General features: G+C 48.5%; 9 protein-coding genes. 3 read left to right on the top strand and 6 right to left on the bottom strand.

The genetic code is table 11. The annotated features are described in order from the left end of the window. Positions 1 to 11 precede the first annotated feature (11 nt). Genes V1467_RS16975 through V1467_RS17000 form a run of 6 tightly spaced genes read right to left on the bottom strand, consistent with a single transcriptional unit; the run spans position 12 to position 6038 of the window. Positions 12 to 1229: a DUF3570 domain-containing protein gene (locus V1467_RS16975; RefSeq protein ID WP_416306159.1), complete on the bottom strand. Its 1218-nt coding sequence runs from the start codon at positions 1227 to 1229 to the stop codon at positions 12 to 14. Then, positions 1216 to 1440 (bottom strand): DUF4266 domain-containing protein, encoded by a 225-nt coding sequence (locus V1467_RS16980; protein WP_416306160.1) that lies wholly within the window; start codon positions 1438 to 1440, stop codon positions 1216 to 1218. The genes V1467_RS16975 and V1467_RS16980 overlap by 14 nt, the downstream gene beginning before the upstream one ends. 26 nt (positions 1441 to 1466) lie before the next feature. Then, positions 1467 to 1964, bottom strand: coding sequence for a TlpA disulfide reductase family protein (locus V1467_RS16985; protein ID WP_416306161.1), 498 nt, complete (start codon positions 1962 to 1964; stop codon positions 1467 to 1469). A 31-nt stretch (positions 1965 to 1995) separates the two neighbouring features. Further along, the gene (locus V1467_RS16990; RefSeq protein ID WP_416306162.1) at positions 1996 to 2637 is read right to left on the bottom strand and encodes an outer membrane beta-barrel domain-containing protein; all 642 of its coding nucleotides are present in this window, start codon (positions 2635 to 2637) and stop codon (positions 1996 to 1998) included. Then, on the bottom strand, positions 2607 to 3356 hold the full coding sequence (locus V1467_RS16995; RefSeq protein WP_416306163.1) for an SH3 domain-containing protein: 750 nt from the start codon (positions 3354 to 3356) through the stop codon (positions 2607 to 2609). Before V1467_RS16995 ends, V1467_RS16990 begins: the two co-directional genes overlap by 31 nt. Positions 3357 to 3365: 9 nt before the next feature. Then, positions 3366 to 6038: a hypothetical protein gene (locus tag V1467_RS17000; RefSeq protein ID WP_416306164.1), complete on the bottom strand. Its 2673-nt coding sequence runs from the start codon at positions 6036 to 6038 to the stop codon at positions 3366 to 3368. A 706-nt stretch (positions 6039 to 6744) separates the two neighbouring features. On the opposite strand from V1467_RS17000, the gene V1467_RS17005 reads away from it, so the two are divergent. Genes V1467_RS17005 through V1467_RS17015 form a run of 3 tightly spaced genes read left to right on the top strand, consistent with a single transcriptional unit; the run spans position 6745 to position 12079 of the window. Continuing rightward, positions 6745 to 7974, top strand: a complete 1230-nt coding sequence (locus V1467_RS17005) for a hypothetical protein (RefSeq protein ID WP_416306165.1) — start codon at positions 6745 to 6747, stop codon at positions 7972 to 7974. 2 nt (positions 7975 to 7976) lie between these two features. Further along, positions 7977 to 10445 carry a LamG domain-containing protein gene (locus V1467_RS17010; protein ID WP_416306166.1) on the top strand — a complete coding sequence of 823 codons (2469 nt, stop codon included), beginning with the start codon at positions 7977 to 7979 and terminating at the stop codon, positions 10443 to 10445. Positions 10446 to 10468: 23 nt separating this feature from the next. Then, positions 10469 to 12079, top strand: a complete 1611-nt coding sequence (locus V1467_RS17015; protein ID WP_416306167.1) for a hypothetical protein — start codon at positions 10469 to 10471, stop codon at positions 12077 to 12079. Positions 12080 to 12422: the final 343 nt, after the last annotated feature.

The following is a 12422-nucleotide window of genomic DNA, read 5'->3' on the forward strand; positions in this document are numbered from 1 at the left end:
TTTATACTCACTTAAAACCATACCGACAGGTAGAACCGGGATACGTTGGCTGAAAAGGCATATAAAGGCTCCAGCCCTACCTCGCCACCCACTGTGACATCACGAAAATCATCATACTCGAAACGGATGTGATCAAATTCCAGATTGACCGAACTCTTTTTTAACATTGCCTGCGGGGAAAACTGGAATTCGTAACTCAGACTCACTCCGGCGGACAAGTTGGAAAAGGTACTAAGCTCCTTGTCGCGCGCCATAAAATTAAATTCGTTACTGCGGGCAAACAAATCCTGATAAAAATCGGCTTTATCCTGCTGGTAGCTTCTAAGCCGCACATCCAGCAACCAGTCGTTACCAAAGGTATGCACATAGCCCAGTTTGACGGTGTTGGCATCAATCCCCCAGGTATCGCTAAACCGTCGGTACTCGCCATAAACTGAAGCGCGGTAAGGCAGATAGTAATTGGCGGTTAACGCCACTGCGTTACTGGTGCGGCTGTCGGGATATTGCTCGGTTTCAAAGCGGTAGCCCAGTGCCGCATCGGGATCGACAAAACGTATCGAACGGTAAGGGTTATTCAGATACCCCTGATCGGAGATACTTTCCAGATTAAGACCCAGGATCAGGTTTTTAGTGGCCACCTGGGTCAGACCCAACTGATAGTTATAACGGTCGGCGGTTTGACTAAAAAAATCATCACCGGTTTTGCCCACCTCATCCCAGCCTTTGGAGTACCCCAGTGACAAGGTGGTTAAATCCCCGAAGAAATCTTGCTGAATACCCAAATGCACTGATTTGGCCTCAAAATCATTTTCCGAACTATTGGTAAAATTAGCACTGATCAGGGTCTTGTTGTGCAGATAATCGATCCCGACACTGTGTTCGGTGCGCTCTTCCTGATAAGGACTGGCCGTCGCCATCACGTCTATGGAAGCACCGGAAATACTGTCCACATAATAATTGGCTGACACCGACAGGCTATCGCCAATACTTTTTCTCAACAAAATGGAGGGGCCGTCAATAGAAATTCCGCCGCCCTGATAGGAATGATGCATGGCATCGGCGCGATCTTGAGGTAACACCGCCGCATCCACTTCCATATCGATAGCAAACAGCAATACGCAAACCAGTGCGGTGCGGATAATCATGCCTGGCCAGTATCCCCAGTCACGTCGTTGGGCGCGTAATTCCTTTAAAAAAGTCCGGTAACGATGATGATCAATTGCAGCCACAACCACCTCCCGCACCACCTTCTGCGCCGCGCGCGCCTTCACGAGCCTGATACACGTGGTGCATATAGCTACTGGCGACCGGATTACGATTCAGGCTCATTACCGGATCGGCCAGATTATTGCGCTCATAGGGTTTTACCCAGGGTTCAATACTCTGACAACCACTCAATAGCACCAATGTCACAAGGATTAACGTCACTTTTACTTTCATACTTTTTACCTGATTAACAACCTTCCTTATTCGCGAATTAGCGTTTTAATTATTTTGCGATACTTTTGCTCATCGCCTTGTTTATAACCCGGATGGATCAGTCGCTGGTTACCATCTCGATCAATAAAAACCGTAGTGGGCATTGCGGCAACCTCATATAGCTTGCTGACCTTGCCGGTCGGGTCCAGTACCACCGGAAAACTGACCGGAATATCACTTAGCAGATTATTCGCCTTGGCCGAATCTTCATCAATATTGACTGCCAACACAGTAAATCCAAGATCCTGAAATTCCTGCTGAATTTCCTCCAGATAGGGCAGTTCCTTGCGACAGGGTGCACACCACGATGCCCAGAAATTGATCAGCACAATATTGCCACGCATTTCAGCCAGACGCAGATTGTCACCAGACTGACTTTTTAAGGTGAAGTCGGTTGCCTGAACCGTTTCCGCCTTTGCAGTAGCACTTACCCACAGTATCAGCAGACCGGCCAGCATGACTTGGCTGTATTTTGTCAATTTCATATGATTACTCCTGGTTGCGCTGCTTGTTTAGCTAGAAAAAGAAAGTGGCGCTTAAGCCGTATTCGATATTGTGGGTGGCTTTTTCTTCGCCTATCAGTTCACTGTCAAAAATATGGTCACGCACATCAACATGTACAGCAAAATAGTCGGTCAGCAGCAGCCGATAACCGGCTCCCAGCACCAGTGTAAAGCGCTCGTCGCCGCCAAATTTGGTACTACCGGCACCGAGACTAAAATAGGTTGCCGAGTTAAACACCCGATCACGACTCAAAAACACTTCACCATTAAGGTTGTACCCAATAGACAGATCGTAATAACGATACTTACGCTCTTCCTCCGTCAGAAAAGGCGCACCGCCGCTGAGAATTTCATAACTGGTTTGCCCGGCAGTGGCTTGGCCGTATGTGCCTTCCACAAAAAAATCTTCGCTGATGTGATAGGCCAAACGAGCCCCCACCACCGTATCCGATGAAAAATCCTCAATCGCTATCACCCCGGCAAACAGTCCGATTTCAAAATCTTCGCTGTCGATATTGGCTTCATGGATATCCTTTCGCTCAATATCCGGCTGGATAATGTCACCCACTGACTGTTCCTGCTGTTGCGCCTGCACTGTCATACCGCAGGTGCACAAGGCCAAAATCAGAAAAAAACGATAAATCCCAGTTGCCATTGTTCCAGTTCCTCGTTGCTGTCCCTGTCGGTCAATGCCAGCAGGTGTTGATATTGCAGATTCAATACAAAATTTCTCGCCAGATAAAAGCGACTTCCAATGGCGGCACTGGCCAGGTCGCTGTTGCGGGTTTCCGCCCCAGATTGCACCAGGTTTGCCCTTGGCGTGGTTTTCAGCCTACCGGTGCCAAGACTAAAAAACGGCGATATTCGCCATTCCGGAAAAGGGTAAACACGTACGCTGAGCAGTAATAACTGGTTTTCGGAAAAATCCCCCAACGCCTGACTGTAACTTAACTGGGTACTGATATTGTCGGTTAATTGCCAGCCCCCCACTACGCTTAATGCCGGTACACTTTCCAGCACGCCCCCCATAACACCCAACTCAAAACGACGTTGCTGATAACTGTCAAAACTGCCGTCAAACAACGATACCGGCTCACCTTGCTGATCCAGGGTCAGATGCAGAGCCGCCTGATCGACCCAGCCTTCAATACCTTTATCCGTCCTGACCTTAAACCAGTCGGTGTGACGCTTAAGCACCCAAATCCAGCGACCTTTTTCAACCACATGAAACACCGGATATCCCTGTGCCGGACCGCTGTGTAATTCAATAAAAGGTTCTGCCACCTGCACTGACACATACTCATCTTCGGCAACCGCAAGTTTGCTAATGAGTAGCAACATGCACAACAACAGCAAACCCGAACCTGTTTTCATTCCTTTCCCTTAATCCTGCGGCGCATCAAAGGGGTTATTGTAGTACTGCGCTCCAATATCCAGCCATTCGGCCAACAGTTTTAGTTCGGCGGTAGTTAGCCAACCTGCGTGACTACCGCCGGCATCAAAGCGTGAAAAGAACCTGCTGCTATTAGCGCCGGTAGAAGACATTGATGCTGCCACCTGAACTGTGGTCATAACAGGCACGGGGTTACCTTCGGCATCCACAATCAACTCACCTTCTTCATCGGTTTCAAATACCGGGTTGCCATTGTTGTCAACGACTGGAATTAACCGGTCAATCAAGGCGCCGTCAATAATTTCCTGTTCATTATCGGTGGCCAGTAATTCACCGTAACTCATGAGTAATGCAGCGTCGTCATTGGAAGGAACATCGCGTAAATCCAGTTGAGCGGCAGGAATCTGCAACTGTTCCGCAGCATCGCTGGGGGAATGGCAGTTAACGCAGCGGTGATTATCCAGTTCTGTGACCCCGTCGTCGGCCAGCACCGGTCTGTCCAGCATAAACAGTGGCTGAATATGCTGCGGATAATTAATCACTATTCGACACAAATTATTCCATTGTGTGGCGCAAGCGTTACTAATCGGAGTGGCAGAATTCAGATCAGCATAGGCGTATTCAAACCCTGGCGACACATCTTGCAATCCCGGATCGGTCCAGATATCACTAAAACGGATATCTGCCGAGGGATAGTTGATACCCTTAATACGGCTGGCCACTTCAGCCATGGTTTCACCCATATCGGCGAACAGCGCAGGATTAGTATTAGGGAAAGGCATACCGGTACTTTGTGCACCAGAGTTGATTGAATCGGCTTCTGCATCCAGACGCCCGTGCGGCTGCTCACTATCCCGGCTATGACAACCACGACAGGTCTTAACTTCACCCGGCATTGCCTGTAACCAGTTTTGATGCCGCTCGCCAATACGTCGTCCGTTCTGATCCACAATGCTCAGCGCCAACGGCACTCTTGCCGGCACTTCAAACTTGGCTGAACCGTCCGGCTCAATGGGTACATAACCGATAATTTCGCGCATCAATTGACTGGCGTTGACGCCAAAGGCCGAACCGCTAAACTCGCGGGTATCCTGGTCGGGAATCGACACGGCTTTGATAACCCGTAGAAATCGTGCCGGACGCTGTGAAGGGGTAAATTGCAGCGGATCGGCTAAATTGGCAATACCTGTGGGTGAACTATCTTGTCCGCCAAGATCATATACGCTACGAATATGGATAATAGCCAAATCCTGTTCTGCCAATGTGGCATCAAAATGTTCACCCTGTGCCGCATCGGCCGGATAAGGACGTTGCTCCATCGCCACCACTTCAGTATAGGCAATTCCTTCCTCTGATACGGTTAACGCCAATTGGGTATTTTGCTGCGGGTCGTACATCCACAATCCGTACAACAGAGGCGCAGGTTGAATGGTTTCATCAGCCAATAGTTCATCATTACAGGGCAAAATAATTCTGGCTTCGCCCTCGCTCACTTGCTGATCCGGATCGTAAACCCGGCATTGACTCCAGCTGAACAGCATGCGCTGACTGCCATCCCATAGCGGAGACACCGAGGCAAACTGCCCTCCGGGTGAAATACTGCCATCAACGGTAACATTGTCGAACAGGATAGACTGTTGTGCCACACTGCCGTTGCCATTGGCCGCAAGCTGATCCCTGTCGGTAAAATTTTGCACATCGATGGCATTATAGTCTCCACCAAGCTTATCATTATCGAAACCGCGCATAGCGGTCAAAATGCGTCCATCCGGTAATTGTTTGGCTTTGACAAAGTGAACAGTTTGGGGACGTGGAGGTTGCTCATGACTATGCCGTCCGTAGAGTATTTCTAGCTGACTACCATCGGGATTGACCTGGTAAAAGTGAATGCCCTTGTTACCGCCCATTTGATCCCAGCGACTAAACAAAATTTTACCGTTACTCAGTACCACAGGATCCAGATCATGGCTCTGGTTAAAGGAGATTTGCTGAATATCACTACCGTCGGCATTCATCACATGCAGCACCGAGGCCGTTTCACGGCGACTTTCCTCCACCGCCTGATACTGGGGTTTTCCCTCGTCCAGCAGAATGGCTTGATTATCTTGCTGACGGGTAGAACTGAACACGATGCGACCATCGGGCAAATAAGCCGGTGCCACATCCTGACCCGCTTCAGCCACAATATCCGATGCAATGATCCGAGTCAGTGCATCCGTACTGATATCGTATTGCCAGATATTCCAGCTGGGTTGTTCATCATCATCAGCATCTTCAATTTGCGGCGCACGCATAGCGAATAACAGCCGGCTTCCATCGTATGATGCCTGCAAGTCTTTCACATCGTATAAGGGAGGTTGTTGCTGTGCCGCACCTTCACCTTGCTGAGTAAAGGCACGATCGGTAATATTAATCTCTGCGGCGGACGATGAGGCGCGCTGTTTGATATACAGTGCTGCTCCCGGGATGAACTGGTTGGGTTGACGCAAGTCCTGCTCGATCAATATACCATTTTGATCAACCGGCAGGTTGCGCTTGATAAACGCCAGCGGAATATCGACCACCACAGGATCAGCGCTCTGATTGTTGTCAGTCAGTTGTTCGCCACCACAGGCAGACAGGCCTAATGTCATCAGCAATAGAGATAATATTTTCTGGTACATTTTAATAAACGTTGCCTGTCAAGAAACTGATCAATGTGGAATGACGTCGTCGCGGGTAACTAGCCTAGCAAGCTATTCCAGCCACTAATAGTGTCCACTGAATCATACAAAACCTATAATATACTTCCATTCAAAATTAATTCGGACAAGATCACAATTAAACATCAGGAATAACAATTAATACCTTTCACATTTATAACAGCTTAAATTAATTGATAAAATTGAAAATAATTTTGGTTTATCAAGTATAAATAACCACTGTCGTTTATTGGCTACACAAAATTAAAACTTCGTCATGCATTCATCTTTTTGTTTTTGTTAAATATTTAGATAGTGAGTGAACAGAAAAGAAGATTCTTGGCTTAGTTCGCCACAATTATGTCTCTAATTGCAGACAAATTATTGACATTTAATTATTGATAATGAACGTCAAAGCAGTATTTGTATGAATGGAATATAAATTGCTAACGCCCTTTCCGGTTTATTTTTGAATTTAATAAAAATCTCCGCTGATAAACCTGTTCAATTTAATACCTGACAAAAACATAACAGCATAATAGATTGAATATCGTTAATTCACTCCCTTTGTTGTTAGGTATTAGAATTTAAACTCAGTCCTGTTTAATTATATTTATTTTTTGACTTATTCCATTCTTAATAAAAGGCTGAAAATGAAAAACACACAACCCCTGACGGGAGTATGCATTTGAAAGGTTCAAGCTATATTTTGGCATCAGGTTACCCATACAGAGCACTAGCCAGGATCCTGACTATACTGATATTGCTCGGGATTTCCGCCACTTCCACAGCGGGTTCCAGAGAACAGGCCAGACAAATGCATGACCGGCTGGTCGGCATTCCGCCCAGTGACACCGTACTAAGCCAGATGACCGATTTAATCGAGCAGGGTGATACCAACGCAGCCGCCTATCTGGCGATGGAAAATCCGGCCTTTTACTCCGTCACCCTGAAGAACTGGATCACCCCCTGGACCAACGAAAGTGGCGATGTATTCCAGCCTTTGAATGACTATACCGCGACAGTAATCGGCATCATGCGCGACGATATTGATTTTCGGCAAATACTCAGTGGCGACATTTTGTATGTGGCCGACAGTGCCCTGGGATTACCTTCTTATGCAAATAATAGTAACGCCCATTATCAGGCTATCGAACAGCGGGATATCGATCTCAGTCAGGATCTGGTGGCCAGCACCCAATCTGCCGTGACGGGATTACCCGCAGAGGCAACGGCGGGAGTACTGACGACCCGGGCAGCTGCCAAAGCGTTTTTCATTGATGGTACCAATAGAGCGATGTTCCGTTTTACCCTGATTAACCATTTATGCACCGATCTGGAAGCCTTGAAAGATACCAGTCGCAATCCGGATCGGATCCGCCAGGACGTCAGCCGCAGCCCCGGTGGTGACAGCCGAATTTTTATGAACGCCTGTGTCGGCTGCCATGCAGGGATGGATCCGCTGGCACAGTCTTTCGCCTACTACAACTTTGCCTATCAGGATGATCCCGAAAACGGCGCACTTGAATACCATGCACAGGATCAGCTCGATCCCCAAACAGGCAGCCGCGTACAGGCTAAGTACCTGATTAACAGTAATAACTTTGTTCATGGCTATATCACCCAGGATGACAGCTGGGAAAATTACTGGCGCGCGGGTAAAAACGCCAATCTGGGCTGGTCAGCTCAATTGTCCGGCAGTGGAACAGGAGCCAAGAGTATGGGCGAAGAGCTCGCGAATAGTGATGCTTTCGCGCAATGTCAGGTCAAAAAAGTATTTAGCAACGTGTGCCTGCGCAATCCTGAAGATGATGCAGACCGCAGTCAGGTTGAAATGATGGTGAATGATTTTAAAACTGCTAGTTACCAACTTAAACGGGTGTTTGCCGAATCCGCTAATTATTGTAAAGGCAGCTGATCATGATCCGTTTATCTATGGCTTATTGGCTCAAAACCGTACTGCTTAGCTTGCTGGCTTTATGGCTGAGTGGATGTGGCGGCAGTTCCACCGAAGTCACCCCAACCCCAGCTCCACCTCCGGTCGATCAAGGACCCATTAATTACGCCGGTCCCCCTGCCAGTACCGATGATATTCAACAGTTTAAAATTAGCCTGTGGGATAATCTGGCTGCTGCTGATCGCTGTGGCGGCTGCCATATTCAGCAGAATCAGTCTCCTGCCTTTGCCCGCAATGATGATATTAATCTGGCCTATAGCGAGATGAATCCGTTAGTTAATCTGCAGGAACCGGATCAATCCCTGTTGGTCAACAAAGTCGCTGGCGGTCATAATTGCTGGCTAAGCAGTGATCAGGCCTGCGTGGATATTCTGGTTACCTGGATCGGTAACTGGGCCAATACCGAACAGCAAAGTAATGTAATCCAGTTACAAGCTCCCCAGGAAAAAACACCTGGAGCCAGTAAAAACTTCCCCTCCCAGGCCACATTATTTGCCGATACGGTTTATCCGCTGTTGCAGAATTTTTGTGTTGATTGCCATACCAGCACAGCAACTATTCCCATTGCGCCCTATTTCGCCAGTAGTGACATCAATGAGGCTTATCAGGCGGCAAAATCCAAAATCAATCTGGATGATCCGCTAAATTCCCGTTTTGTGTTGCGACTGGCTAATGAGTTCCATAACTGTTGGTCAGATTGCAGCAGTGATGCAGAAAAACTTCGGGCTGCCATCCAGAATATGGCTGACCAAATCGACATAACCCAACTACCAGACAACCTGGTCACCAGTAAAGCTCTCAGCTTGACTGACGGTACCTTGGCCAGTAGCGGAGGACGATTCGAAAATGCGGTCATTGCCAAGTGGGAATTTAAAACCGGTTCCGGCGTCACCGCTTTTGATACCAGCGGCGTAGAACCGGCACTGGATTTAACCTTGAACGGTGACGTTAGCTGGGTCGGTGGTTGGGGTATTCAGTTACAAAATGGTAAAGCCCAGGGGTCTACCGCCAATAGCAAAAAGCTGCATGATTTGATTACCGCAACTGGCGAATATTCCATCGAAGCCTGGGTGGTACCCGCCAATGTCACCCAGGAAGGGCCAGCGCGTATTATCAGCTACTCCGGGGGGACGGATAAGCGTAATTTTATGCTTGGGCAAACCCTGTATAACTATGACCATTTGCTTAGAACCAGTGAAACTGATGGTAATGGCGAGCCTACCCTTTCCACCGCCGATGCCGATCAACGGTTACAGGCCAGCTTGCAACATGTGGTGGTTAATTTCGATCCGGTCAACGGCAGACAGATCTATGTTAACGGCGAATTTAGCGGTGATACCGATCCTGTCGAGGTGGGCAATCTGAACGAATGGGATAGCAGTTTCGCCCTGGTATTGGGTAATGAAGTATCAGGCGATCGTCCCTGGGCAGGTAATATTCGTATGGTGGCCATCCACAACCGCGTATTAACAAATGCCCAGATCAAACAGAATTTTGCGGTCGGCGTCGGCCAGAAGTTTTTCCTGCTATTTGGCATCAGCGATATTATTCAGTTGCCACAAAGCTACGTGGTGTTTGAAGTCAGCCAGTTTGATAATTACAGCTATCTATTTAGCTCACCATTCTTTATTAGTCTGGACGACAGCCAGTTGCCGCAAGCGATTCCGTTACAGGGATTACGCATTGGGATCAATGGACGCGAACCGGAAGTAGGGCAAGCCTTCGCCAATCTGGATCTGGAACTGGATGCCAGTCATTACAACAGCGAATCGGGTCAGTCCCTGTCCCGCCAGGGCACTTTGGTGGCGCTGGAAAAGGGCGCGCAAATCGACGAGTTTTTTCTGACTTTTGAGCAATTAGCCGACCACAGCGACGTGCGAGTAGACGCTGAACCTCCGGCCGCAGCAGTACCACAAGATCTTGCGCCTCAGGCCCGGGTCGGGATCCGTCACTTTGCCGAAATAAATGTGTCAATGTCAGCCACCACGGGCGTGCCGATAACCAATCCAGCAATTCAGTCCGCTTATAATGAGTTACAACAACAACTGCCCAGTGTCACCCGGTTAGGCAGTTTTGTGGCGGCCAATCAGATGGCCGTTACCCAGTTGGCGATTAAATATTGCGACCAACTTATTGAAAATGACAACTTGCGCGCGAGCTTTTTCAGCGGTTTTGATTTTAGTCAGCCAGCCAGCAGTGCATTTGCCAGTCAGGACAGAAACTTGCTGCTCGATCCCTTGTTGAAGGGAATGGTGGGTGAGAATTTGTCTACCCAGCCCACCTTTGCTGAACTGCGCGCCGAGCTCAATAACCTGATCGACAGACTAACCCAATGCGATGCCGGTAAAACCTGCGATACCAGCTATACCCGCACGGTGGCTAAAGGTACCTGTGCGGCGGTATTGGGTAGCGCCACATTACTATTGCAATAAATTAATGCTCAGGACCTTAGATTATGACAAGACGCCTACACAAGCTTAACAAAGCCGCCCAATCCTGTGCTGATAAACCGCTTTATCATCAGGATCACCGTCGTCCACTGACGCGTCGCGAATTTATCGCCCAGGGATTTTGTGCCGGTATGGCTACGCTGACTGCGGGCTCGGCGTTAAGTTTATTTGCCAACCCTCGCGCTGCTAATGCGGCGCTTTCCGCCGATTTGGAAGCACTAAAAGATCGCTGTGGTATTGCCACTCAGGGGGCCGGAAAGATCCCGTTTATTGTGTTTGATTTAGCCGGTGGCGCAAATATTTCCGGTTCTAACGTATTGGTGGGGAAACGGGGTGGCCAACTGGATTTTCTCAGTACCGCAGGTTACAACAAACTGGGTTTACCCGGCGACATGGTGCCGTCGATTATGAATCCGCAAAGCGGTCTAAGTGATTTTATCAATACCGAACTGGGACTGGCCTTTCACAGTGACAGTGCGTTCTTGCGTGGTATGTTGGAACGTATTTCGCCAATGAATCGCGCCAATATTAACGGCGCCGTTATTCCTGCCCGTTCCGAAAACGACACCGGTAACAATCCGCATAATCCTATGTATGGTATCAATAAAGTCGGTGCGGACGGGTCACTATTAACCTTAATAGGCTCACAAAGCTCTGAATCAGGCGGCAACTCCATGGCTCCCGCGATGATGATTGACCAAAGTAAACGTCCAACCAAGGTAGATCGCCCGTCAGATGTGACTGGTCTGGTCGACACCGGCGATTTAATCGGTCTGCTCAGTCAGCAGGATTCAGTGGCAGTGATGGAATCCATCCAGCGGATCAGCGACATGAAACTGGGCAAGATAGACACCCAAATCAGTACTGATGATGTACTGAAAGATCTGGTGCGCTGCGGTTATGTTAAAAGCGCCGATATCGCCGATCGTTTTGGTGATCCTTCCACTCTCAATCCACAGCTTGATCCTTTACTGGTAGGGACTGGCGGTATTTTTAGCGAAGATGAATTTGCCAACGACGGCGAGTTTCGTAAAACCGCCTCGGTAATGAAACTGGTGATCAACGGTTTTGCCGGCGCCGGCACTATTACCATGGGTGGATTTGACTACCATACCGGTGATCGTTCAACCGGCGAAATCCGTGATTTACGCGCCGGACGATGCATGGGTGCTTGTCTGGAATACGCGGCTCGAGTAGGCGTTCCGCTCATGATGTATGTGTGTAGTGACGGATCGGTGGCCAGCAACGGCATGATTGATGATTCAGTCAATGGTCGGGGTAAAGGCGTGTGGACCGGAGACAATTCCTCAACTGCCGCTTCTTTCTTTATGGTGTATAACCCGAACGGAACGATACAACTGTTAGGTGCCAACGCCGATCAGCAAGCCATGCATCAACAAATAGGCTATATGCGTGCTGACGCATCGGTGGAAACAGCCTCGACACCGGCCGCCAATAACGTCAACTTGCTGGTTGAAACCATACTGCTGAATTACATGGCATTACATGGTGAACAAGGACAGTTTAGCCGTCTGTTCCCGCAACACGGTTTAGGTAACGCCGCCTTAATGGACAGCCTGACCGCATTTGAGCCGATTGTGAATGGCACTATCTAAAGTTGGATAGACCAGGCCCCGAATGTCGCTATTTTTGTACCGGATTACAAATATTTAACGACAAGAGCTCTGCATTCCTGTTAATTTAAACAATAATTCAAGGGGTTAAGGTCGAACAAGAGGCTGCCTATCTTTCATATTCGCCACTGCTGGCGGCTATTTTTTCTTCTCACAAGGCAGAAAACGTGCGAAGAGTGGTTCTCTTTAAGTGTTTGATAACGCAGTGAGGAGGAAAAATAGCCCCAGCCCTCCGGGTTGAGTCTGAAAATCCCTCACTGTTTGCTATAAACAGACTGATTTAGATGACTAAACTACGTTGTTTACTCCTCGATTGAGAAATTTT

Origin of the sequence: Neptunicella plasticusilytica (genome assembly GCF_047922965.1) — a bacterium.
Taxonomy (GTDB): Bacteria; Pseudomonadota; Gammaproteobacteria; order Enterobacterales; family Alteromonadaceae; genus Neptunicella; species Neptunicella plasticusilytica.

Coding starts and splice junctions, on each gene's coding strand:
- V1467_RS16980 (WP_416306160.1), bottom strand. CDS start 1,440: ATGAAAGTAAAAGTGACGTTAATCCTTGTGACATTGGTGCTATTGAGT.
- V1467_RS16985 (WP_416306161.1), bottom strand. CDS start 1,964: ATGAAATTGACAAAATACAGCCAAGTCATGCTGGCCGGTCTGCTGATA.
- V1467_RS16990 (WP_416306162.1), bottom strand. CDS start 2,637: ATGGCAACTGGGATTTATCGTTTTTTTCTGATTTTGGCCTTGTGCACC.
- V1467_RS16995 (WP_416306163.1), bottom strand. CDS start 3,356: ATGAAAACAGGTTCGGGTTTGCTGTTGTTGTGCATGTTGCTACTCATT.
- V1467_RS17000 (WP_416306164.1), bottom strand. CDS start 6,038: ATGTACCAGAAAATATTATCTCTATTGCTGATGACATTAGGCCTGTCT.
- V1467_RS17010 (WP_416306166.1), top strand. CDS start 7,977: ATGATCCGTTTATCTATGGCTTATTGGCTCAAAACCGTACTGCTTAGC.
- V1467_RS17015 (WP_416306167.1), top strand. CDS start 10,469: ATGACAAGACGCCTACACAAGCTTAACAAAGCCGCCCAATCCTGTGCT.